Source organism: Rhodanobacter sp. UC4452_H20, assembly GCF_052978205.1.
The window spans coordinates 2,246,780-2,270,621 of sequence record NZ_CM129662.1; the positions used below are offsets into that span (position 1 = coordinate 2,246,780).

General features: G+C 69.2%; 20 protein-coding genes. 3 read left to right on the forward strand and 17 right to left on the reverse strand.

The genetic code is table 11. The features are described 5' to 3' along the window. Positions 1 to 98: 98 nt before the first annotated feature. Positions 99 to 2,444 (forward strand): ligand-binding sensor domain-containing protein, encoded by a 2,346-nt coding sequence (locus ACVCMC_RS10580; protein ID WP_447097240.1) that lies wholly within the window; start codon positions 99 to 101, stop codon positions 2,442 to 2,444. Beyond that, positions 2,372 to 3,091 (forward strand): GGDEF domain-containing protein, encoded by a 720-nt coding sequence (locus ACVCMC_RS10585; RefSeq protein ID WP_447097241.1) that lies wholly within the window; start codon positions 2,372 to 2,374, stop codon positions 3,089 to 3,091. Before ACVCMC_RS10580 ends, ACVCMC_RS10585 begins: the two co-directional genes overlap by 73 nt. 71 nt (positions 3,092 to 3,162) lie before the next feature. Here ACVCMC_RS10585 and gspD read toward each other — a convergent pair whose 3' ends face one another. The 13 genes from gspD to ACVCMC_RS10650 form a co-directional block, all read right to left on the reverse strand. After that, positions 3,163 to 5,739, reverse strand: coding sequence for a type II secretion system secretin GspD (gene gspD / locus ACVCMC_RS10590; protein ID WP_447097242.1), 2,577 nt, complete (start codon positions 5,737 to 5,739; stop codon positions 3,163 to 3,165). A 4-nt stretch (positions 5,740 to 5,743) separates the two neighbouring features. Continuing rightward, entirely contained in the window at positions 5,744 to 6,466 is a 723-nt protein-coding gene (locus ACVCMC_RS10595) for a hypothetical protein (RefSeq protein ID WP_395116344.1), read from the reverse strand. Next, positions 6,463 to 7,101 carry a type II secretion system protein GspM gene (gene gspM, locus ACVCMC_RS10600; RefSeq protein ID WP_447097243.1) on the reverse strand — a complete coding sequence of 213 codons (639 nt, stop codon included), beginning with the start codon at positions 7,099 to 7,101 and terminating at the stop codon, positions 6,463 to 6,465. Before gspM ends, ACVCMC_RS10595 begins: the two co-directional genes overlap by 4 nt. After that, positions 7,098 to 8,252, reverse strand: coding sequence for a type II secretion system protein GspL (locus ACVCMC_RS10605; RefSeq protein WP_447097244.1), 1,155 nt, complete (start codon positions 8,250 to 8,252; stop codon positions 7,098 to 7,100). The genes gspM and ACVCMC_RS10605 overlap by 4 nt, the downstream gene beginning before the upstream one ends. Beyond that, positions 8,249 to 9,121 carry a general secretion pathway protein GspK gene (locus ACVCMC_RS10610; protein WP_447097245.1) on the reverse strand — a complete coding sequence of 291 codons (873 nt, stop codon included), beginning with the start codon at positions 9,119 to 9,121 and terminating at the stop codon, positions 8,249 to 8,251. The genes ACVCMC_RS10605 and ACVCMC_RS10610 overlap by 4 nt, the downstream gene beginning before the upstream one ends. Continuing rightward, positions 9,118 to 9,780, reverse strand: coding sequence for a prepilin-type N-terminal cleavage/methylation domain-containing protein (locus tag ACVCMC_RS10615; RefSeq protein WP_395116336.1), 663 nt, complete (start codon positions 9,778 to 9,780; stop codon positions 9,118 to 9,120). The genes ACVCMC_RS10610 and ACVCMC_RS10615 overlap by 4 nt, the downstream gene beginning before the upstream one ends. Beyond that, positions 9,777 to 10,196, reverse strand: a complete 420-nt coding sequence (locus ACVCMC_RS10620) for a prepilin-type N-terminal cleavage/methylation domain-containing protein (RefSeq protein ID WP_395121333.1) — start codon at positions 10,194 to 10,196, stop codon at positions 9,777 to 9,779. Before ACVCMC_RS10620 ends, ACVCMC_RS10615 begins: the two co-directional genes overlap by 4 nt. Before the next feature lie 89 nt (positions 10,197 to 10,285). After that, positions 10,286 to 10,747: a GspH/FimT family pseudopilin gene (locus tag ACVCMC_RS10625; RefSeq protein WP_447099488.1), complete on the reverse strand. Its 462-nt coding sequence runs from the start codon at positions 10,745 to 10,747 to the stop codon at positions 10,286 to 10,288. An 83-nt stretch (positions 10,748 to 10,830) separates the two neighbouring features. Then, the gene (gene gspG, locus ACVCMC_RS10630) at positions 10,831 to 11,256 is read right to left on the reverse strand and encodes a type II secretion system major pseudopilin GspG (protein WP_447099489.1); all 426 of its coding nucleotides are present in this window, start codon (positions 11,254 to 11,256) and stop codon (positions 10,831 to 10,833) included. A gap of 202 nt (positions 11,257 to 11,458) precedes the next feature. Further along, on the reverse strand, positions 11,459 to 12,676 hold the full coding sequence (gene gspF / locus ACVCMC_RS10635; protein ID WP_447097246.1) for a type II secretion system inner membrane protein GspF: 1,218 nt from the start codon (positions 12,674 to 12,676) through the stop codon (positions 11,459 to 11,461). A 114-nt stretch (positions 12,677 to 12,790) separates the two neighbouring features. Further along, positions 12,791 to 14,521: a type II secretion system ATPase GspE gene (gene gspE, locus ACVCMC_RS10640; protein ID WP_447097247.1), complete on the reverse strand. Its 1,731-nt coding sequence runs from the start codon at positions 14,519 to 14,521 to the stop codon at positions 12,791 to 12,793. 149 nt (positions 14,522 to 14,670) lie between these two features. After that, positions 14,671 to 17,121 carry an ESPR-type extended signal peptide-containing protein gene (locus ACVCMC_RS10645; RefSeq protein WP_447097248.1) on the reverse strand — a complete coding sequence of 817 codons (2,451 nt, stop codon included), beginning with the start codon at positions 17,119 to 17,121 and terminating at the stop codon, positions 14,671 to 14,673. Between the two features lie 134 nt (positions 17,122 to 17,255). Then, positions 17,256 to 18,848, reverse strand: a complete 1,593-nt coding sequence (locus ACVCMC_RS10650) for a M4 family metallopeptidase (protein WP_447097249.1) — start codon at positions 18,846 to 18,848, stop codon at positions 17,256 to 17,258. A gap of 205 nt (positions 18,849 to 19,053) precedes the next feature. On the opposite strand from ACVCMC_RS10650, the gene ACVCMC_RS10655 reads away from it, so the two are divergent. Beyond that, positions 19,054 to 19,851, forward strand: coding sequence for a TatD family hydrolase (locus ACVCMC_RS10655; RefSeq protein ID WP_447097250.1), 798 nt, complete (start codon positions 19,054 to 19,056; stop codon positions 19,849 to 19,851). Positions 19,852 to 19,912: 61 nt separating this feature from the next. On the opposite strand, the gene ACVCMC_RS10660 is transcribed toward ACVCMC_RS10655, so the two are convergent. From ACVCMC_RS10660 to ACVCMC_RS10675, 4 genes are all read right to left on the reverse strand, one after another. After that, on the reverse strand, positions 19,913 to 20,449 hold the full coding sequence (locus tag ACVCMC_RS10660) for a pseudouridine synthase (protein ID WP_447097251.1): 537 nt from the start codon (positions 20,447 to 20,449) through the stop codon (positions 19,913 to 19,915). Between the two features lie 23 nt (positions 20,450 to 20,472). Next, entirely contained in the window at positions 20,473 to 21,432 is a 960-nt protein-coding gene (locus ACVCMC_RS10665) for a class I SAM-dependent methyltransferase (RefSeq protein ID WP_447097252.1), read from the reverse strand. Positions 21,433 to 21,666: 234 nt separating this feature from the next. After that, positions 21,667 to 22,779, reverse strand: coding sequence for an S-(hydroxymethyl)glutathione dehydrogenase/class III alcohol dehydrogenase (locus ACVCMC_RS10670; RefSeq protein WP_447097253.1), 1,113 nt, complete (start codon positions 22,777 to 22,779; stop codon positions 21,667 to 21,669). Positions 22,780 to 22,852: 73 nt separating this feature from the next. Then, entirely contained in the window at positions 22,853 to 23,773 is a 921-nt protein-coding gene (locus ACVCMC_RS10675) for a LysR substrate-binding domain-containing protein (RefSeq protein WP_447097254.1), read from the reverse strand. Positions 23,774 to 23,842 lie beyond the last annotated feature (69 nt).

Consider the following 23,842-nt stretch of genomic DNA (forward strand, 5'->3'; position numbering starts at 1 on the left):
TGCGTTGCCTGTTTGGGGGCCTTTGGGTTTTCGCAGCCGCCGCCTGGGCCGCGCCCCCGGCGCCTGATGTCGCGCCTCTGTCCGCACGCCCGATCGGCATGCCGCTGCTGAAGAACTTCAATCCCGAGGACTACGGCGGCTACCCGCAGAACTGGGCCGTGGTGCAGGACGCACGGGGAATCATCTACGTCGGGAATGGCGACGATGGCGTGCTGGAGTTCGATGGCACCCAGTGGCGGCACATCGCGGTTCCCCGCCAGAGCACGGTGCGCTCACTGGCCACCGATGCGCGGGGACGCGTCTACGTCGGCTGCGTTGGCGATTTCGGATATCTCGCGCCGGATGCCGCGGGTCGCATGCACTACGTGTCGCTGCTCGATCGGATACCGCCGGAGGATCGCGATTTCGCCGACGTGTGGAACGTACTGCCTGGCGACGATGGAATCTACTTTGCGACCAGCAGCCGGCTGTTCCATCTGGCCTCCGGCAAGGTACGGGTGTGGAAGGCACAAACCGAGTTCCACCTCGCCTATTACCTGGATCACCAGTTGTACATCCAGCAAATGGACCAGGGGCTGGAGAAGCTGGTGGCCGGTCGGCTGGAACGGGTCGAGGGCGGCGCGCGATTCGCGACCGACAGGATCTACGCCATGGTTCCCTGGGCCGAGGCGGGAAAACCCGCGTCCATCCTGATCGGAAGCCGGCAGGCCGGATGGTCGATCTTCGACGGGCATGCCTACCGTCCCTGGTCCACCCGCAACGCCGAAGCGCTCAAAGCCGATCAGATCTACGGCGCGCAGTGGCTTGCCGATGGCCGGCTCGCCGTTGCCACGCTGCAGGGTGGCGTGATGCTGCTCGACCGCCAGGGCGACGAAGTGGGCCGTGTCGGCATGGCGGAAGGTCTCATTGGCGACACCGTCTACGGCATGATGCAGGATCGCGACGCCGGGCTCTGGCTCGCGCTGGACAATGGCCTGGCGCGGGTCGAAGTGGGTTCGCCGCTGACCCGTTTCACCCGCATGAGCGGCCTGGACGGTTCGGTCATGGCGATCCACCGCCATGGACGCACCTTGTACGCAGGCACGGCCAAGGGTCTGTTCCGACTCGACGAGACGAAGGCCCGGTTCACTCGGGTTGCGGGCATCCATGGCCAGGTCTGGGACATGCTGGACATGGATGGGTCCTTGCTGGTTGCCAGCGCGCAAGGTCTTTTCGAGGTCGATGGGAACCGTGCGGCGCGGCAACTCTCGCGAGAGTTTTCCTTCACCCTGGCGCGCGTTGCCCCGCACGATGACCGTTTGCTGGCAGGCCAGCGTGACGGTTTGCTGTCGATGCGGTTTGCATCGGGCAGGCTGGTCGACGAGGGCAAGGTCGTGGCGGGCGAAATCCATTCGCTGCTCGCGGACGCCGCCGGCACCTTGTGGATCGGCTTCATGGATGAAGGTGCGGCAAGGCTTGATCTCTCCGGACAGGCGCGGCCAGCAACATCACCCCGGATGGAAAGGCTCCAGCCGAGTGTGACCCATCCGGAGGAACCTCGTTTCGTCACTCTTGGCCTTGTCAACGGCGACATCCGATTCGGTACGGCCTCAGGCATTCAAAAACTCGACGCGAGCGGGCGCGCGCTGGTGCCGGACGAACGCTTCTCCGGGTTGTTCGGGTCCGGCACCCGGCAAGTCTGGAAGTTTGAGCAGGATGCGTTCGGCAGCGTGTGGATGTACACGGTCGACCCTGCCCGCCACCTCAAGGCGCTGGGTGTCGCCGTGGCCGACGCCCAAGGCCGCTATCACTGGCAGGAGCGCCCCTTGCAGGCGTTGTCGGGAAAGACGGTGTTCGCCCTGACGTCGGAACCGGATGGCGTGATCTGGGTGGGCACGAACGACGGTCTCTATCGCCACGATCCCCACAGGCAAAAAGACTACGCGACACCTGCCGCGACGCTGCTGCGGAACGTCGCCACGCACGGCGGGAAACTGCTCTGGGGCGGGGCCGGCAGGGTTGCCCCCGCTGAGCTGGATTGGCGCGAGAACAGCTTGCGCTTCGACTACGCGCAACCCGACTTCGAAATGGGTGCTGCCGAGCGCTACCAGGTCATGCTCGAGGGCATGGATAACACTTGGTCGGCGTGGACCAACGAAACTTATCGTGACTACACCAACCTGCCCGAGGGCTCCTATCGTTTCCGCGTTCGCGCGCGCGACGCCTATGGCGGTCTCGGCAGCGAGGCAAACTTCAGCTTTCGCGTGTTGCCGCCCTGGTATCGCAGCTGGTGGGCTTACCTGACGTGGTGCGCCCTGCTATTGCTTGTCGCCAAAGGGGCCATGCGCTGGCGTCTGCGCAACGTCGACGAAACCAGGCGCTCACAAAGCTGGTGGAGGAACGTACCGAAGCGCTGGAGTGCGCCAACTCCGCGCTGGTCGATCAGACGATTACGGATGCACTGACCGGACTCAGAAACCGGCGTTACGTCATCGACCATGTCGACAAGGACATCGCCACGGTTCAGCGCAACTACCGGAACCTCGCCCTGGGCTATGCCGATCACGCCGACGCCAACATCAATCTGCTGTTCCTGATGATGGATCTTGACCACTTCAAGGAGGTCAACGATCGCTACGGGCACGCTGCCGGCGACCGCGTCCTGGCGCAGCTGCGGGACATTCTTGTCGCGGCGACGCGCGAGACGGACACCCCGGTACGCTGGGGCGGCGAGGAGTTCCTCATCGTCGCGCGCTTCGCCAACAATGCCTTCGGCCCCGTCGTTGCCGACCGGATCCGCACCATGGTTGCCGATCATCCCTTCGACCTCGGCAACGGCTTGACGATACACCGCACATGTTCGGTCGGCTTTGCCTCGTACCCGGTGTTTGCCGCATCGAAGCACAACTTTGGCTGGGAGGACGTGGTCAACCTGGCCGATCAGTGCCTGTATCGGGCCAAACGCGATGGCCGCAACCGCTGGGTCGGGGTTGTCCCGACGGATGCGGCCTTGGCCACCGACCCAGGGGAAATCACGGTGGATCTGGACGTGCTGGTCGCCAAAGGCTACCTGTCCGTCCTGTCGCTCGATGACGTGGCCGCCCCAGGCTGATTCAACGGCGCGGCCCCCGCCAGGGGCGTTCGGCGATGTCCGCAGCAGGCGGGGGATTTTTTCACACGCTCTCAGGGCGACGGCTGGCGGCAGGCTTGCTGGCTCTGGCGTGCAGTCTGCGCACCGGCGGCATCCTGGTTGTGCTGGCGCACCTGGGCGATCACCTGCCAGTTGCGCTCGCACAGGCTGCCCTGGCGCGTGCCCTGCTGCCACGACTGCATCGCGAGGCGCTCCGCGTTCGCGTAGTCGGCCTTGCCCAGCGCAAGCTCGGCATGTTGCTGCAACTGCTCGGGCCAGCTCGGCGCGGGTGCGGCAGCCACCGGCGTCACGCTCGCGGCGCTCGCCTCGCCGCCCTGGCGCAGCGGCGCCAGCGACTCGAACTTCTCCTGGTACTCGTCGGTGACCTGCTTGGCCTCGTCGCTGTTGCGGATGATGCGCGGGGTGATCAGCACGATCAGTTCGGTGCGGTCGCGGTTGCGGTTGGTGTTGCCGAACAACCGGCCGATGACGGGGATGCGGTTGAGGCCGGGGATGCCGGTGTTGGTGACGCCCTCGTCCTGCTGGATCAGGCCGCCGAGCAGCACGGTCTGGCCGCTCTGCACCGCGACCTGGGTGGACAGCGCGCGCTGCGAGATCGACGGGTTGCCGTTGACCAATTGCTGCGAGGAATCGCGCTGGCTGACCTGCTGGCTGACGTCCATGTAGACCAGGCCGCCGGGATTGATCCGCGGGCGAACCTTGAGGATGACGCCGGTGTTGAGATAGTCCACCGAGTTGTAGCTGGTGCCCGTGCCGATACCGGTGTTGACCGTGGTCTGGTTGATCGGAATGCTGTCGCCCACCTGGATCGCGCCGACCTGGTTGTTCATCACCACCATCGAGGGTGCCGACAGCGTCTTGGTGTTGCCGCTGGTCTCCATCGCGCGCACGGCGACCTGCATGTTGGAGTTGAGGAAGGAGTAGAAGAACGGCTGGCCGCCGTACGCCGGCCCGCCCACTCCCAGCGCGCCGTACTGGCTGGCGGTGGTGGAGCCGGGGATGAAGTTGCCGTTGTTGTCGACGGTGCTGCCGACGAAACCCTTCAGGTACCACTGCACGCCGAACTGGAACGCGCCGGTGAGCCTGACTTCCAGGATGCGCGTCTCGATCTGCACCTGCAGCGGCACGTTGTCGAGCTTGTCGATCGCGCGCTTGATCTCCTCCCACTGCGAGGGGCGGGCGCGGATCAGCAACTGGTTGTTGCTGTCCACCGAGCTGATCCGCACGCTGCCGTCGCTGGAGGCATATTGCTGGCTGGTTTCCGCGTTGCCGCCGCTGTTGCCGAAGCTGGTCGCCATGCCGCCGGACATCGCGCCCGGCTGGCCGTTGCCGCTGCCGTCGCGACTCTCGCCGCCGCTGTTGAAGCCGCCGCTGCCGGCGCCGTTCATCGCGCCGCCGCCGACCGCGCCGGTGCCGGTGTTGCCGAAGCTGCCGGCGGTGCTGCCCAGCGGGTTGGCGTTGACGTTGTCGGCGCTGCCCAGCGTGCCGCTGCTCAGGCCCGGCCCGACCTGGCCGCCGTTGTCGCCACCGCTGCCGGCGCCGTTGGTGTAGATCTGCGCCAGGTAACGGGCCAGGTCGGAGGCCTTGAGATTGCGCACGTCGTAGACGAACAGCTGCGGCTGGTTGCCGCCGCCGGCATCGATCTTGGCGACCCACTCGCCCACTTCGCGCAGGTAGTCGGGCTGGGTGCTGATGACCACCAGTGCATTGGTGCGCTCGATCGGGATGAAGCGCAGCATGCCGGCCAGCGGCGTGCTGCCGTGTTCGCCGAACAACGCATCCAGCTTGGGCATCAGCTCGGCGACGCGGGCGTACTGCAGGTTGAACACGCCCACCGAGGTGCCGCGCAACCAGTCCACGTCGAAGGTGCGGATCATGCGCTCGTCGTCGGCCAGCTCCTGTGGCGTGCCGGCCAGCACGATCAGGTTGCGCGAGGGATCGACCAGCAGCACCGCATCCTTGCGCACGAACGGCTTGACCAGCTTCTGCATCTCGGTGGCGGAGATGTAGCGCAGCGGGAACAGCCGCGCCTGCAGGCCGCCGCCGGGCGCGGCCGCGCCGAGGCTGGGCACCAGGTTGCCGGCGACGGCATCCTTCTCCGGCAACACCACGTAACCGCCCGCGCGCTTGACCAGCGCGTTGTGGGTCCAGCCCAGCAGGGTTTCCAGGATCGGCAGCGCCTGCTCCTGCTCGACCGGCTCGGCGGTGGAGAAGGAGATGTTGCCCTCCACGCCCGGCACGATGGTGTAGTTCTGCTTGAGCAGGTCGCCGAGGATCGCCTTGACCACCGCCTGCACCGGCTGGTTCTCGAAGTTGAAGGTGACCGCATCCTTGCCGGTGGCGCTCTTGCGCGGCGTGACCAGCGCGGAGGGCCGCACGAACTGCCCGCTGCCGGCGCTGATGGTGGCCGCCGGCGGCGCGGCGGTGGGCGCGGCCAGGTCGCGGTTGAGCGGCAGCGGCGCGGGCACCGGGGCGTGCGTGCCGGCCATCGCTTCGCGTTGCAGCGCACCGTCGTCGCGCGGCTGCGGGAGGCTGGCGCAGCCGGCGAGTGCGACCACGGCGGCCAGGATGGCGGTGCGCGCGGTGCGCATGAGGAATCGGCGAGGCATGGGTTCAGTGCTCTCCTTCGTGGGACGCGGCAGCGCGTTCCGCACGACGTTTTTCGATGGTGCGACGCAGTTGTTCCAGCGTCGACCGGGATGGGCTGTTCGAGGCGGCCGGCGCCATGGACGAGCGGGCGGGCCCGGGACCGGATTCGAAGTGCGGTCGCGCCGAGGCATCGGGCTGCGGGTGCAGCATCGAGGCGCCCGCCGCCGGCGGTCGGTCGCGATCCGGTGCGGCGTCGCCGCGAACCTGGTCGATCGGCGCGCCGGCCGGCAGTTTCAGTTCGGTGCGGCCGGCGGCCGAATCGAACACCGCCGAACGCTGTTGCACCTCGACCAGGGTCACGCTGCCGTCGGGCAGGCTCTCGCCCTGGCGCAGGCGGATCTCGTGGTTGCCGTTTTTGTCGTGCAGCAGCGCCATGCGCAGGCTGGGGGTGATGATGATGCCGGTCAGCTCCAGGTCGCCCAGGTTGCTGCCGCCCTCGCTGGCATGCGCCACCGGCTTGCGGTCGGGATTGAACAGCGGCTTGCTCCACACCACGCTGAACTGCTGCAGCGGCACGGCTTGCGGCAGGTCGGCGCTGCCGGCCGGCGGCAGCGGCGACAGCGTGCGCGGCGCCGTCCAGCGAATGGCGCGGCCGACCCCGCCGAGCAGCATCAGCAGCAGCACGCCCAACAGCACGGCCACGCCGGCCAGCACGGGAGTGAGTCGACGTTGCTGGGCGGCGTTCATGGCGCGGCTCCGGCATCGGCATCGGCGGGCATCGGCGCGCCGGCCGAGGGGCGCACGTAACCGGAGAGCGTGAACTGCACTTCCAGCGGCGCGCCCTGCTCGCGCTGTGCGGCGACCGGGTTGCGATAGATGCTGAGGTCGTCGACGAACAGGTACGGCCGGCCCTGCTCCAGCGCCTGCAGCACCGCCGCCAGCGGTTCGATGTCGCAACTCAGGCTGATGCTGACGGCGGCCTTGCGATACGGCTCGCCGGCCGACGTCGGCGGCGTCGGCAACGGCATCTTCTGGCTCACCACGCAGCGCCCGCGCCCGGTGTTGCGGCCGACCACGTCCACCACCTGCTGCATCAGGTCGGCGGCGGCATTGTTCGGATCGCTGGCGGCGAGGAACGCGTCGCTGGCGGCCTGGCCCGCGCCCATCTCGTCCAGCCGGCGCTGCAGCGCCGGCTTCTCCGCGATCGCGGCGGCGTAGCGGCTGTGCGTGTCGCGCAGGTGCGCCATCTCCTCGTGGATCTGCCGCAGCGGCGCGACGAACCACCAGTGCAGCAGCACCAGGTAGGCCAGCGCGACCGCCAGCAGCAGCAGCGCCACCGCAACGATGCGGCGTTCACGCGGCGCGAGGGTCGGGCGCGTCATGGCGTGTCCCCGCTGCCGGCGGTCGGCGCGGGCCTGGCCGCCGCGGCTTGCCTGATGCGCGCGGTGAGGTAGAAGCGCTCCTTGCCGGTGGCGGCGTCGGGCTGGATGCTGCCCTGGAAACCGGCATCGGTGATCACGCTGGAATCCTTCAAGGCGTCGAGCAGCTTGGCCGCCTGCTGACTCTGCCCCTGCATGCCGATCTGGCCGGTGGCATCGACACTCAGGCGCTCCAGCCAGGTGCCATCGGGCAGGCGCGCGGTGGCATCGCGCAGCAGCTCCAGCATGCCGACGGTGTTCTTCTTGCGTTGGGCGAGGAAACCGGCGGCGCCGGCGTTGTCCTGCAGTTGCTGGCGCAGCGAGGCGACCTGCGCCGCCTCGCCGCGCATCGCGGCGACCTGGTCCTGCATGGTGGCCAGCGCGACCTCGCGGTTGTGCCGCCATTCGAGGCCGGCCAGCAGCAACAGCAACACCACGCCGGCAGCAAGGATCAGGTTGAGCCGTCGCCGCGGATGCGCGCGGCGCGGGCGCTGCTCCGGCGGCAACAGGTTCACGCCGAGGCGACCGTCGGCCGCGGCCACGTCCACCGCATCGACCGCGATGCCCTGCGTGCGCAGGCGCGCGAGCAGCGGATCGACGCCGGCGCGGGCCGCCGCGACCAGTTCCACCTGGCAGCGCCCGGCGGCCGTCGCGTTCAGTTCGCGCACGGCGTAATACACCTGCGCCACGCCGAACGGGGTCTGCCGATCCATCTCGAAACCGACCACCTGGTGCAGGTTGTCGCGCGCGGCCAGCGGCAACGACAGGCTGCGGCGCAGCACCTGGGCGGACGGCAGCAGCAGGGCGACGCGCAGATCCTCGCGATCGACCTGTGCCAGCGCCGCGCCGAAGCTGCGCCCGGGCAGATCCTCGACCGCCTCGTTCCACTGCGCCAGCACCTCGGCATGGCCACGCCGGCGCAGCGACCAGGTCTCGCCCTCGACCTGCAGCAGGTACCAGTCCGCGCCGCTGCCGAACCAGCTGCGCCAGCGCGGCGGCAGCAGCGCGCGCAGTTCGCCGCCCCACCAGGCAAGAAAACCCGGCAGCGGCGAGGCGCGCCACTGGCGGCGAACGCGCTCCCAACCCGGCTGCAGCGACGGCATCGCCGTACTCATTCGGACTTTCCCTCCTGCCAGCGCAATACGGCGTAAGGCTTCTCGCCAGCCTGCCCCGGCTGCATGCGGATCGTCGCGCGCAACACCGCGCTCGTCCCGTCGGCCAGGGTGGCGACGGACTCGATACTATGCGTGGTTCCGTTGTTGAGAGCCAGACTCGGATCGCTGGCGTTTTTCGCCCGGGTGGCGCGGATCGCGGCCAGTTGCTGCGGAGTCATCCCGGGAATCGCCTCCAGCGCCAGCGGCGGCGCGGTGTTCGGGTTGGGGCTGGGGCTGCCGGACCAGATCGTCAGCACCGGCGCCAGCTGGCGGTACAGCGCCGGCGTCATGCCCAGCACCAGTTGCAGCTCCTCCACGGTGACGAACGGGCCGTGGCGCGGGCCGTAGTCGCGACCGGCGGCGGCATAGGCGGCGCGCTGGCTGTCCACTTCACCGGCGAGGCTGGGCGGGCTGCGCCAGTCGACGATGTGGCGGACCAGTTCGCCGGCCTCGCGCGGCCGCAAGCCGGCGGCATGCAGCAGGCCTTGCAGCACCTCCGGCGTGGCGCTGTTGAGATCGACCTTGCCGTCCTCGTCGATCGCACGCACCACCACGCTGGCGTGGTCGTAGGTGAACGGGTAAGGCCGCCCGTCGCCGATCCAGCGCTGCTTGATGCGCGGGTCCTGCAGACCGTAGATCGCGCGCATCAGGCCGGCCTCCGCGGCGTAATGTGCCTGCGTGCCGGCGAACTGGTAGCGCGCCTGCAAGCCCTCGGTGCGCGCCAGCGCGGCGTAACCGCCGAGCAGGATCGCCAGCAAGGTGCACGCCCACAGCACCAGCAGCAGGGCGACCCCGCGCTGGCTGGACGCGTTTTCCAGACGGCCGCTCATGGCGGGGTACGTCGCAGTACGTGGATGCGCAACGGCCCACCGGCGTCGAGCGGTTCGATGCGCAGCGGGATGTCCAGCCGCGGCCAGCTGGCGCGGCCCTGCGGCTGCAGCTCGATGCGCACCACTTGCGGCAGCGAGCGGTCGGCCGTCCACTCGCCTGCCCACGGCAAGGCGCTGCCGTCGGCATCGGTGCCCAGATAGTGGAAGCCGCCTGCGCGAATGTGGTCGAACAGCACCTGCGGCTCACCCAGCGCCTGCGGCGGGCCGCCATCGGGCGGCAGCAGGGCCAGGCGCAGCTCCAGGCGCAGGCCGCCGGCGCCGTCGTCGACCAGTTGCAACTGCTGCAATTGCGGCCCGAGCTTGCCGAGGTAGCCCGGCAGCGGCGCGACATAACGCATCTCGTGCGCGTCGCCCTGGAAATAGACCGGCTCGCCACGATCGGTGCGGCTGATCGGCGCAGCCAGGCTTTGCGCCAGTTCGCGACGCAGGAACTGTTGCGCCGCGCGCAGCTGGTCCATCCGCTCGATCGCGGCGGTGCCCGAGCGCACGCTGCGACTGGCGCTGGCGATGCCCGAGTACACGCCCAGCAGCAGCAGCGCCAGCAGCACCAGCGCGGCGAGAATTTCCAGCAGGGTGAAGCCGGCGGCGCGCTTCTTCATGGCTGCGCCTGCGCCGGCTCCGCCGCGGCCAGCCGCAGGGTGCGGAAATGGGCCACCTGCGGATGGACCGCCGGACCCCAGCTGACTTCCAGATCGAGCTGATAGAGCTGCAGCGGTGCCTGCGCCGGCGTCGAGCCCGGACGCCACGGCGCCACGTTCAACTGCCAGCGAAAGCGCTGGTCGAACCGCCCGGACGTGCTGCCCGGCCGCACCGGCTCGTTGGTGAACGCCGTGTCGAGCAGGCTGCGCGCCCACAACGCCGCCTCGCTGTGGTCGGCGGCATTCTCGCTCAGGCGGATCGAGCCGCCCGCCACCCGCATCAACACGGTGAACGCGATCGCCAGCAGGGCGATCGCGGCGATCACTTCGAGGAGGGTGAAGCCGTTGGCGCGCGGAGCGCGCCGGGAATGGGGAATAGGGAATAGGGAATGGGAAGAGCAACAGCCACGGCCCCGCGGCAACTTGCTTTGCCTATTCCCTATTCCCGATTCCCTGTTCCCCGCCCTCATGGCTGATCCACCACCCGCACCTCGCCAGTCAGCCACGACACGTTGACGTGCCATTCGCGCTGGCCGGCTTTCAAGGTGATGCGGCCGCCGGTGGAGCTGCCGTCGGGAAAGAAGCGGATGCGGCCGGTATGGTCGTCGGGGCGGTCTTCCTTTGCGCTGGTGATGCTGACCTTGAGGCCCTTGGGCAGGGCGACGTCGCGATGGCTGGCACCCTGGTAGCTGTTGGCGCGGGTATCGACGTCGAAGACCTGCTCGTCGGCATGCACGATCGCCTGCGCCCGCGTCGCGCGCAACGCCCCGGCCAGTTCGCTGCTGGCCGCGCGCACCCGCGCCCCGGCCAGCCCCCGCGTCACCGACACCGACACCGCCACCGCCGCCAACCCGATCAGCACGATGACCACGAGCATTTCGAGGAGGGTGAAGCCGGTGGCGCGCTGCGCGCGCCCACGGCAGGGAATAGGGAATGGGGAATAGGGAATGGGAAGAGCGCTCGAGCACGTCGCTCTTCCCATTCCCCATTCCCTATTCCCTATTCCCGGCTTCATTGCCAGTTCCCGGCATCCGCATTCAGCCCGTCGCCGCCGGGCTTGCCATCCTCGCCGTAGAAGACGAGGTCGTATTTGCCGTGCTGGCCGGGGTACTGGTAGCCGTAGTCGTGGCCGTAGGGGTCCTTCAGCTGCGACTCCTTGGCGTACGGGCCCTGCCAGTTGGGCGCGTTGCCGGGCTTTTTCACCAGGTCGACCAGCTGCTGCGGCGGCGTGCCGTTGTCGAGCATGTAGTTGTCGATGTCCTGCGACAGCGTGCTCAACTGAATCTTGCCGGTCTTGTACTTGCCCTTGTCGAAACTGGGGATGACCTTGGTGATCACCGCCACCGCCACGATGCCGATCAGCGCGATCACGGCGAGCATTTCGAGGAGGGTGAAGCCGCCGGCGCGCTGCGTGCGCCCGCGGCTTCGCCCGGGAATAGGGAATGGGGAATAGGGAATAGGGCGCGCTCGGGAGCCTGCCGCATTCCCGCCTCCCCGCTCCCGATCTCCAACTCTCCGTTCCATCGACACCAAAGACATCACCATCACGTTCTCTCCATCACTGAATCGAAAAACCCAACTGCTTCGTACTCCCCTATTCCCTATTCCCTATTCCCCATTCCCTATTCCCTGCTCTCAATCACTGAATACTGCTGGTCATGCTCAGCAGCGGCAGCAGGATGGCGGCCATGATGATGCCCACCAGCACGGTCATCACGATGGTCAGCGCGGGTACCAGCGCGGCGAGCAGGCGGTCGATCGAGCGGCGCGATTCCAGTTCGAAGGTGTCGGCCACTTTCAGCAGCATGCCGTCGAGCTGGCCGGCTTCCTCGCCCACCTGCACCATCTGCAGCGCGAGGCGCGGGAACAGTTTCGACTGGCCCAGCGCGAGGCTCAGGCCGGCACCGCCCTTGACCTGTTCGTGCGCCGCACCGAGCGCCGCGTCCAGCGCAACGTTGCCGGTGACCTGGCGCGCGATGGTCAGCGCGCCGAGCAGCGGCACGCCGTTGCGCAGCAAGGTGCCCAGCGTGCGGGCGATGCGCGCGGTCTCGACCTTGAGCAGCAGCGGGCCGATCACGCGCAGCCCCAGCAGGCGCGTGTGCCAGGCCAGCCGCGCCGCCGGATCGCGCAGCCGCGCGCGCCACACCAGCCCGCCGCCGATCAGCAGTACCGCGATCAGCCACCACCAGTCCGCCAGCAGGTTGCCCAGCGCCAGCACGGCCGAGGTGATCCACGGGATCGGCACCTGCATGTCCTGGAAGATCGGCACGAACTGCGGCACCACGTAGGCCAGCAGCAGCACCAGCGAACCGAGCACGCCGACCATCAGGAACGCCGGATAGATCAGCGCGTTGGTGATGCTGCCGCGCAAGGCCTGCGCGCGCTCCAGGTAGTCGGCCAGCCGGCGCAGAGTTTCCTCCAGCGAACCGCCCGCCTCGCCCGCGCGCACCAGGCTGATGTAGAGGCGCGGGAACACGCCGTGCTCCTCGTCCAGCGCCGCGGACAGCGTGGTGCCGCCGCGCACGCGATCGCGTACCCGCTCGATCAGCTTCTTCGCCGATTCGCCCTCGGGCAGGTCGAGCAGAATGGTCAGCGCGCGGTCCAGCGGCTGGCCCGCGCCGAGCAGGGTCGCCAGCTGATGGGTGAACAGCGCCAGCTGATCGCCGGTGAACGGCCCGCGCTTGAACATGCCGGCCAAGCCACTGCCGGTCGCCGCGCCCTCCGCCGAGCGCGCCTCCAGCGGCGTGTGCCCCTGGTCCTGCAGCCGTGCGATCACCTCGTCGACGCTGCCCGCTTCCATCTGGCCCTGCAGCGTTTCGCCGGCGTCGTTGACGGCCTTGTAGCGGAACTGGCTCACTTGGCTGGCTCCGCCAGCCGGGAATGGGGAATAGGGAATAGGGAATGGGAAAAGCGGGTCGCCGCGAGTTTGCGGCCCCTGCTCTTCCTATTCCCTATTCCCGATTCCCGATTCTCAGCCCTCCTGCGTGACACGCATCACCTCCTCCAGCGTGGTGATGCCGGCGACGGCCTTGGCGATGCCGTCCTCGTACATGGTGCGCATGCCTTCGGCGCGGGCCTGTTTCTCGATCTCGCCCTCGCTGGCGCGCTGCATCACCAGGCGACGCAGCGGGTCGCTCATGGTGAGGAACTCCATGATCGCGCGGCGGCCGCGGTAGCCGCTGGGGTTGGTCGCGCTGGTGCCGGGTTTCCACAGGCGGATCGGGCGTTCGTCGGTGTATTTCTCCAGTTCGAACTGCGCGATCACCTCGGGCAAGGCCTCGTAGGCAATCGCGGTTTCCGGATCGAGCCGGCGCACCAGGCGCTGCGCCAGGATGCCGTTGATGGTGGAGCCGAGCAGGTAATCCTCCACGCCCATGTCGAGCAATCGGGTGACGCCGCCGGCGGCCGAGTTGGTGTGCAGCGTGGACAGCACCAGGTGGCCGGTAAGCGCGGACTGGATCGCGATGCGGCAGGTTTCCAGGTCGCGCATTTCGCCGATCATGATCACGTCCGGGTCCTGGCGCATGATCGAGCGCAGGGCGCCGGAGAAATCCAGCCCGATCTGCGGCTTCACCTGGATCTGGTTGATGCCTTCGAGCTGGTATTCGACCGGGTCCTCGACGGTGATGATCTTCACGTCGTTGGTGTTGATCTGGCTCAGCGCGGTGTACAGCGTGGTGGTCTTGCCGGAGCCCGTGGGGCCGGTGACCAGCAGGATGCCGTGCGGCTTGTTCAGCACGTCGACGAAGCGCTGCTGGAAGCTGTCGGTGAAGCCGAGCGAGGCGAAATCGAACACCACCGATTCGCGGTCCAGGATGCGCATCACCACCGATTCGCCGAAGCTGGTCGGCACGGTGGACACGCGCAGGTCCAGCTCCTTGCCCTGCACGCGCAGCTGGATGCGACCGTCCTGCGGCAGGCGGCGCTCGGCGATGTTCAGCCGCGCCATGATCTTCACGCGCGAAATCACCGCGGCGGTCGACGACGACGGCGGCGCTTCGACTTCATGCAGGACGCCGTCGATGCGGTAGCGCACCTTCAGGCGGTTCTCGAACGGCTCGATGTGCACGTCCGAGGCGCGCTGCTCCACCGCGCGCTGCAGGATCAGGTTCACCAGCCGGATCACCGGCGCCTCGGAGGCGAGGTCGCGCAGGTGCTCGACGTCGTCCTCCTCGGCGGCGCTGCCGTCGAGGTTCTCCACGATGGTGCCCATCGCCGAACGGCCGGAGCCGTAATAGCGCTCGATCAGGCCATCGATCTCCGAACGCAGCCCCACGCGCAGTGCGACAGGGCGTCCGGCGGCCAGCTCGACCGCGTGCAGCGGATACGGATCGGCCGGATCGGCCACCAGCAGGGCCAGCCCGTCGCTGCCTTCCTGCACGGGCACCACATGCTGCTGCTTGAGAAAGCGCAACGAGAGTTCCAGCTCGGCCGGCGGCAATTCCGGCGCGTCGCGCGCGGCCAGCAGCGGCACCTGCAGCAGTTCGGCCCAGGCCTCGGCCAGGTCGCGTTCGGAAACCAGCCCCAACCGCGCCATCAGCGTGGTGAGCGTACCTTCGGTGGATTCCTCGTGCAGGCGCCGTGCGCGGCCCAGGTCGGAATCCTTCAGCCGGCCGCGCGCGACCAGCCAGGCGCAGACAGCGGCCTCGCGGTCATCGCCCACGCCTGCCCCGCCACCCGCCGGCTCGATGGCTGCCGACATCCGTCACCTCACGTTCAATGCATGCCCGATACGCGGCGCCCCCCGACACCGCGCGGAAAACGCCATTGGTATCACAACGGAGCCTGCGGGGCATTACCCACCGCGAAACGGGGACGACGGGCATCAGACCGCCCGCCGTCCCCACCGTGTCACCAGCCGAAGCCGACACCCACGCCGCCGGATGCCTCGTTGCCGCTCACCGCCGCGCCGAAGGTCAGGTTGGCGCGCGGCGACAGCTGCCGCGAATAACCGACCGACAACGCCGCTTCACCGCGGTAGCCGCCCACACCCACGCCCAGCCGGTTGGGCGTGTTGATGCCCTGCGTGCTGAACGCCATCTGCGCCATCGCCGTGCCCATCGCGCCGACCTGGTCCATGCGCTTGTCGACGCCGTGGAAGCGGTCGTTCATCTGGTCGCGCAAGCCGTTCACGTCGGCGGTGGAGGCGACGTTGGCGAACTTGGCGTCGGCATAGGCGTTGGCGCTGCGCAGGGTCTGCTGCGCGTTGGCGTCGGTGTAGCTCTTGGCCGTCACCAGCGCCTGCTCGACCTGGCCCACGTTGGCCGCGTCGGTGGCCTGGCTGCCGGCCGCCACGTTGGTGACCTGGCGGTTGTTCGCGGCCGTGCCCACCGACACCGTGTTGGCGCGATCGGCCAGCGAACCCTGGCCCAGCGCGACGGCGCCGGAAGCGGTCACCGAGGCGCCTTCGCCCAGCGCCACCGCGTTGGTGGCGCTCGCCGCGACCGTGCTGTTGGCGCCCACGGCGGTGCTGCCGTCGGCGTTCACCCTGGCATTGCCGCCGATCGCGGTGTCGTTCGCGCCGGCGGCCAGGCTGTCACCGCCGATCGCGGTGGCATGATCGCCACCGGCGGAGGCTGCCGAACCGATCGCCAGGCCCCTGGAGCCGGCCAGCACGTTGGCGTCGTCGCTGCCGTCGCCGACCGTATCGATCGCCACCGCGCCCAGCTCCATCGTGCTCTGCCGCAGATCGCCGATCTGCCCCTCGATGGTGGTGACGCGGCCGTCCAACGCGCCGATCGCCGCGGTGTTGGTGGTGATCGCGGCGGTATTGTCGCCCAGCGCGGCGCCGGTCAGGTCGAGTTGCGCCTGCAGCGCATTGAGCTGGTCCAGATTCACCGCATCGGTGCCCTGGGTACCGGCGGCCACGTTGGTGATCTGGCGCTCGAAGCCGGCGCTGCCCACCGACACCGTGTCGGCGCGATCGGCCAGCGACTGCGCGCCCAGCGCCACCGCGTTGTCGGCGGTGGACTGCACCCACGCGCCCGAACCCAGCGCGGTGCCGTTGACCGCGTCGGCGCCGGCCAGCCAGCCGAACGCCGCGGCATAGTCGCCGGTGGCGTAACTGCCGGCGCCCAGCGCGGTCGCGCCGACGCCCGATGCCTCGGTGAAGAACTGCCCGCCGACGGCGCTGCCACCCACGGCCACGCTCTCGTCGCCGCTGGCCGCCGAGTTCTCGCCCACCGCCACGCTGCTGGCGCCACTGGCCGCTGCACCCGTGCCGCTGGCCAGGGAGTAGTCACCGATGGCCATCGAGTTGTAGCCCAGCGCCGTGCCCAGGAAGCCCGGCGCAACGCTGTAGCCGCCCAGCGCGACCGTGCCGGCATTCAGCGCGCCGCTGTCGTAGCCCAGCGCCAGCGATTGTTCGCCAATGGCGCCGCCGTAGCCGTTGCTGTCCTGCGTACCCATGCCGATCGAGAACACGCCTTCGGCATGGCTGTCTGCGCCCAGTGCCAACGCGCCTTGCGCCAGCGCGGTGGCGTTGTTGCCTACCGCGGTGGCCGCGTCGGCGCCGGTGTAGGCCGCGCCGCCGACCGAGGTTGCGCCGGCGCCCTGCGCCCAGGCACCGTTGCCGGTGGCGGTGGCGTTGTCGCCGACGCCGACGGTCTGGTAGCCCAGCGCGATCGCGCCGCGCCCTTCGGCAGCCGCCAGCGAACCGACGGCGATGGAACCCTCACCTTGGGCTTCGGTGGCGAGGAAGCCATTGGCCGGGTCCGGATCGCCGCCGCCAATCGCGATGCCGCCGCGGTCCGATGCCTGCGCGTTGGCGCCGAGCGCCACGCTGTTGTAGCCATCCGCGCCGGAGTTGGCGCCGCCGGCGAACGCGCCCTGCCCGGTGGCGTACGCCAGCGAGCCGACCGCCGTGCTGTCGATGCCGTCCGCGCCGGCGCCGGCGCCCAACGCGGTCGCGCCATAGGCACTCGCCTCGGTGCTGTAGACCGTGCCGTCGGTATCGACATAGTCGCCGCCCACCGCCGTGGCGGAACCATCGGTGGCGCTGGCGTGGGAGCCGAATGCGCTGGCGTTGTCGCCGCTGGCGACCGCATCCACGCCGCAGACGAAGGCGCCGTCGCCGGTGGGCGTGGCCGGCACCGTGGTGGTGACGCCGTCGACGGTGTAGGTGCAGCTCGCGGCTGCGGTCTGCGCGTGGATCGTCAGCGGCGCCAGCGCCAGTGCCAGCACGCCGGCGGCGACCAGGCGCAGGCGCGAACCGCCGCGACGGCCGCGCCGCGAGGCCAGCTCCGATACCACCACCACCGCGCCCAGCGCGGCATTCCAGATCTTGCTGTAGATCGTGTTCATGATTTTGAGATTCCTGTGCGGCGCCGCCCGCGCGACGATGCGCGTGGCGGTGCCTGGCGTGTGATGTGCAGCCACCCGGGCGTGCGGCTTGCGCCGGTCACGCCCGGTGGCGGATTCGGCCCGAACGGGCCGCTTCAGGGTGCGGCGCAGGCCACGTCCACTGCGTTGAAGGCAGCGGCCACGTCGGCCTCGGCATAGCCACGGTCGGTGGCGGCCTGTTCCACTCCGCAGGCGCCGCCGTCGAAGGTTTCGGCCGGGCTCCAGTACAGCGCATTGGCGTCGTGGAACACCTCGAACGCCTTGCGCGTGTTCCAGCCGCTGGTCTTGGCCAGCAGGCAGAACGCGCGGTTGTACACGCCGCTGCTGTAATGAACGTCGAGCGAGTCGTTGTAATCGCGCGCGCTGTCGATGGATGCACCATCGTTGCTCGGCGTGCACATGTCGCGCAGCGCCGCCATGCCCAGCAGCGGCACCGTGGCCGGCTTGACCATGTCCGCGCCGACCATGAAGTCGTTGCTGCCGCGGTCGAAGTACTTCACCGCCTCGCCGGCCATGTCGGAGAACGCCTCGTTCATGCCGCCGGACTGGCCGGTGTATTCCAGCCCCGAATGCTGCTCGGTGAAGCCGTGGCTGATCTCGTGCCCGGTCACGTCCAGCACCACGAAGGGGAAGAAGTACTGGTCGCCGTCGCCGAACACCATCTCGCGGCCGTCCCAGAACGCGTTCTCGTAGTTGGTGCCGTAGTGCACCCACATCGACAGCTGCATCGCCGAGCCGTCGGTGTTCTTCAGCGGTGGCTCGCCGAACCAGGTCGAGTACATGTCGTGCACCACGCCGCCGAAATGATGCGCATCATTGATCGGTGAATATGCGCCGTTGATCGCGTCGCCCTGGCTCACCCACAGCGCCGGATTGCTGCCGGCACAGCCGAACGACCACTGCGTGACGCGCTGGCCGCCGGCCAGGTTGTAGGTGGCCACGTCGGCGTCCTGCAGGTAGCACACGCTGCCGATGCGCACCGCATCGAGGCGCTCGAGACCCGGGCCGGAGTTGTCGTAGTTGTACGAGCCGGTCAGCGCGTTGCCGCCCGGGCCGGTGGCGGTGACCGCGACCGGCGTGCTGCCGCCGCCCGGCGGACGCCGGCCGTGGGCGAGCCCGTCCCACTGCTTGAGCACGGCGCCGGTGTCGGCGTCGACGATCGCGGTCGGTCGCGACGGCTGGCCGTGGTTGTCCAGCACGTAGGACACGCGATAGGTCAGCCGCGGCGCGCGACCGGCCTGCGGGTAGACGAACAGCTCGCTGTCGACATTGCGTGCCGCCAGGCCGGTATCGCCCATGTGCCGGCGCAGCGCGGCGGTAGCGGCGGCGGCCGTCAGCCGCGGCTGCGCCGAAGCGAGTTGCGCGCCGATGTCGCGCTCGGCCGAGCCCGCTACCGACAGCACCGCGCCGCGCGTGTCGCGTTCCACCACCACGCTGCGGCCGTAAACCGGCACGCCGCGCCAGGTCTGCCGCTCGCGCGATTTCAGCGTGCCGTGCGCGGTGCGCAGCTGGCGATCCGCCTGGAACGAGGCGTCCGTCCCCAGGCCCAGTCGGTTCGCCAGCGTTGCAGGCGCGATCCGACCCATCGCACCGGCGTGGATGTGCAGCGGCGTTGCGGCCATGCACGACGCGGCGGTGGCGCCACCCAGAGCCAGGACCAGGGCAGCGACGAGTTTCTTGTTGAGCATTTCCATCCCCCAAAACAGTCAGACGATCTGCCGTGGCGGTGCGCAGGCGCCGCAGCACGGTCAGCTGGATTCCGCCGCCCTCCCCGGAGCGGCGAATCGGCGACCGTAGGAGAGCGGCGCACGGCCCGTCAATTGGAAAAATTCCGAGAACCTGTCCAAACTCGTGTTCTTTCGTCGCCCATTTCCCGCTTCCCGCAGGCCTTTCATGCAGCTCATCGACATCGGCGCCAATCTCGGCCACGAGTCGTTCCGGCACGACTTCGACGCCATGCTGGCGCGTGCGCAGGAGCACGGCGTGAGCCGGATGATCGTGACCGGCGCCTCTGCCGACGGCAGCCGCCACGCGCTGGCCCTGGCACACGACCACGCCGGCCGCCTGTTCGCCACCGCCGGCGTGCATCCGCACCACGCGATCGACTTCGACGACGCCACCGAGGCGCTGCTGCGCGAGCTGGCGCGCGACCCGGCGGTGCGCGCGGTCGGTGAAACCGGGCTGGACTACAACCGCAACTACTCGCCGCGCGAGGTCCAGCTGGCCGTGTTCGAGCGCCAACTGCGGATCGCGGCGGATGTGCACAAGCCGCTGTTCCTGCATCAGCGCGATGCGCACGACGATTTCGTCGCGCTGCTGCGGCGCTGGCGCGACAAGGTGCCCGGCGCGGTGGTGCACTGCTTCACCGACACCGGCGAGGCGCTGCGCGACTACCTCGCACTGGATTGCCACATCGGGATCACCGGCTGGATCTGCGACGAACGCCGCGGCACCCACCTGCGCGAGCTGGTGCGCGAGATCCCCGCGCACCGCCTGATGATCGAGACCGACGCGCCCTACCTGCTGCCACGCACGGTGCGTCCGTCGCCGGCGCATCGGCGCAACGAGCCGATGTACCTGAGGCACATCTGCGAGGAGATCGCCCGCGACCGCGGCGAGAGTCCGGAAGTCACCGCCGCGAACAGCACGGCGACCGCCGAGGCGTTCTTCGGATTGCCGCCGCTGGCGTAGGGCGGCACTGCCCGCCGGATTCCGCGTCCCGAAGAGTGAAGAGCGGCGGGCAGCGCCCGCCCTACACCGTCAGCACGCGCGACTCGCCGGGGGCCAGGCCATCCAGCGTGTGGTCGCCGACGCGCACGCGGATCAGCCGCAAGGTCGGAAAGCCGACCGCGGCGGTCATGCGACGCACCTGACGGTTGCGGCCTTCGCGCAGGGTGAGGCTGAGCCAGCTGGTGGGGATCGCCTGGCGGAAGCGCACCGGCGGGTCGCGCGGCCACAGCCAGTCCGGTTCGGCGGCGAAGGCGGCCTCGGCCGGCAGGGTCGGGCCGTCGTTCAATCTCACGCCACGGCGCAGCGCGGCCAGCGCGGCTTCGTCGATGCAACCTTCGACCTGGGCCAGATAGGTCTTGGCCTGCTTGTGGCGCGGGTCGGTGAGCCGGTGTGCGAGTGCGCCGTCGTCGGTGAGCAGCAGCAGACCTTCGCTGTCGCGATCCAGCCGTCCAGCCGCATAGACGTCCGTTTGCGCGACGTAATCGGCCAGCGTGGCGCGGCCTTCGCGGTCGGTGAACTGGCAGAGCACGCCGTACGGCTTGTTCAGCGCCAGCAGCATGACGGGTGCAGCGACCGCCCGGATTACCGGGCGGACGTGGCGGCGGCAGTGGCGGCACTCGTCGGCGCGGTCGGCTTGACGAAGCGCAGCGTCATGCGATCCGACTCGCCGATGGCCTGGTACTTCGCCCGATCCTGCTCGCCCAGGGTGAGCGTGGGCGGCAGCGTCCACACGCCCTTGGGATGGTCGTGCGTATCCTGCGGGTTGGCGTTGACCTCGCTGCTGCCGTCGAGCACGAAACCAGCCTCGACGGCCAGCTTCACCACGTAGTCGGTGGGCAGGTAGCCGCTGCCCTTCACCGATTCGAGGCTGGCACCCGGCGCGGCGCGATGGTCGGCCACGCCCAGCACGCCGCCGGGCCGCAGCACCGCGAAGAACGCCTTGAACATGGCCGGCGCGGTACCTGCCTGGACCCAGTTGTGAACATTGCGGAAGGTCAGCACCGCGTCCGCCGAGGCGGGCGGGCCGAACACCGGCGCGTGCGGATCGAACTCGATGATTTTCGCGTTGCCGTAGTGCGCCGGATCGGCGGCGAACAGGCGATGCAGCGCGCTGTCGTCGCGGCGCGCCTCGGCGTCGCGGCGCGGCGCCGTCACCGCGGCGATGTAGTGGCCGTTGTCGTTGAGCAGCGGCGCCAGGATCTCGCTGTACCAGCCACCGCCGGGGGTGATCTCGATCACCGTCTGGTCCGGCTGCACGCCGAAGAACTGCAAGGTCGCCTTGGGATGGCGATAGACGTCACGCGCACGGTTGGCCGGCGAACGCCAGCTGCCCGCCAGCACCTGGTCCAGTTGCGAGGCGGTGAAATCGCTGGCGCTGGTCGGCGGCACCAGCGCATCGGCCGGCTGGTCCGCTTCGGTGGAGGCGCCCGGCGCCACCTGTTGCGCACATGCCGGCAGCGCCAGCGCGGCGATCAGCAGCCAGGCGAAACGCGGCCGCGATCGTGCGCGGGACGAAGAGTTGGCAGGATTCGCTTGGTTCATCGTTGACTCCCTGGCCCGCAGGCCGTCCGGACGCGATGCAGTGGTGGTTCGAATGCGCCACGCGACTGCCCGCCTCCGGCCGAGGCCGTCGCGGGGCAGGTGGAGCACAAAGCGGTTGATGGCGGCCAATATGGCGGAAAGACCGTGCAGACCAGGTGGACAGGTGGAAGCGAGCCGTGCGCCCGCCCCTCTCGCGCACCCATTCTACGGCATCCCGCAGCCCGCAAGAACGGCTCAGTAATGGATCACCGAGCGGATCACCTTGCCGCCGTGCATCAGCTCGAACGCCTCGTTGATGCGCTCCAGCGGCAGCACCTGGCTGATCATCTCGTCGATGTGGATCTCGCCAGCCAGGTAGCGGTCGACGTAGCCGGGCAGTTGCGAGCGACCCTTGACGCCGCCGAACGCCGAGCCGCGCCACACCCGGCCGGTGACCAGCTGGAACGGCCGCGTGCTGATCTCCTGGCCCGCGCCGGCCACGCCGATGATGATCGACTCGCCCCAGCCCTTGTGGCAGCACTCCAGCGCCGAGCGCATCACGTGCACGTTGCCGATGCACTCGAACGAGTAGTCCACGCCGCCATCGGTGAGCTCGACGATGACCTGCTGGATCGGCGTGTCGGGGTAGTCGGCCACGTTGATGCAGTCGGTGGCGCCGAGCGCCTTGGCCATCGCGAACTTTTCCGGGTGGCGGTCGATCGCGATGATGCGTCCGGCCTTGGCCATCACCGCGCCCTGCACCACCGACAGGCCGATGCCGCCCAGGCCGAACACCGCGACGGAGGCGCCGGGTTCCACTTTCGCCGTATTGAGCACCGCGCCGATGCCGGTGGTGATGCCGCAGCCGAGCAGGCAGACCTTTTCCAGCGGCGCGGCCTTGTTGATCTTCGCCAGCGAGATTTCCGGCAGCACGGTGTACTCGCTGAACGTGCTGGTGCCCATGTAGTGCAGCAGCGGCTTGCCGTCGAGCGAGAACCGCGAGGTGCCGTCGGGCATCAGGCCCCGGCCCTGGGTGACGCGGATCTTCTGGCACAGGTTGGTCTTGCCCGAGCGGCAGAACTTGCACTCGCCGCATTCGGGCGTGTACAGCGGAATCACGTGGTCGCCGACCTTGAGCGAGGTCACGCCCGCGCCGACTTCCTCGACGATGCCGCCGCCCTCGTGGCCGAGGATCACCGGGAACTGCCCTTCCGGATCGTCGCCGGACAAGGTGAACGCATCGGTGTGGCACACGCCGGTGGCGACGATGCGCACCAGCACCTCGCCCGCCTTCGGGCTGGCCACGTCGACCTGTTCGATGGAGAGCGGCTGGCCGGCGGCCCAGGCGACGGCGGCACGTGATTTCATGGTTCGACTCCTCGCAATGGATCGGCAACGACCCGCGATGATGGCCTGTTTTCAGCCACTTTGCGCAACTGCGTCAATCGACCGCCGGGTCGTCGGGCCGGAAGCTCGACATCTGCCCCCGGTATTCGGCCGCCTCCGCCAGCAGCCAGTCTCGGAAGCGCTGCAGGCCGCGGTGCTCCTGCGAGCGCGGCGGATACACCAGCCAATAGGCCTCCTTCACCGCCAGGTAGCTGTTGCCCAGCACCTGCAGGCGGCCGGCGTCGATCAGCGACTTCGACGTCACCATCCGCCCCAGCGCCACGCCGAGACCCTCCAGCGCCGCATGGCGCAGCGCGTCGAGGCTGTCGAACTGCGCCACGTAGCGTTTCGGCGGCGTGCCGCCGGTGCGGCCGAACCAGTCGCTCCAGCGGGTCGATTCGCCGGGCTCGCCGAGCAGCGGCCAGCGCGACAAATCGTGCGGATCGACGCCGGCCATCCGCGCGACCAGTGCGGGCGCGGCCACCGGTGCGATCCATTCGCCGAACAGCCTTTCGCAGAGGAGCTCCGGCCACTGGCCGCGGCCGTAACGCAGCGCCACGTCCACCGGTTCGCGCGCGAAGTTCACCAGGGTCGAACCGGATTGCAGGCTGAGCTCCAGCTCCGGATACGCAGCGACCAGTTTCGGCAACCGCGGCACCAGCCAGCTCGACATGATGCCGGGGCTGGCGCTGAGCGTGAGCGCGTCGTGGTGGCGCGTGCGATAGGCGCCGAGCGCGTGCTCGATGCCGTCGACGTGCTCGCCCACCGCTTCCAGCAAACAGTTGCCGTCGACGGTCAGCGTCACCCCGCGCGGCCCGCGCTCGAACAGGCGCCGATCCAGCCGCTCCTCCAGCTGTTTCATCTGATGGCTGAGCGCGCTGACGGTGAGGTTCGCCTCGCGCGCCGCGCGCGACAGATTGCCCTGGCGGGCGATCAGCACGAACTGTTGCAGCAGTCCCAGCGGCAGCTTGCCCATCTTGAATATCTCTCAAGTCTGGCTTGCGAATATATCGCTTTTTGGCGCTTGTCCGCGCGCGTATCTTGA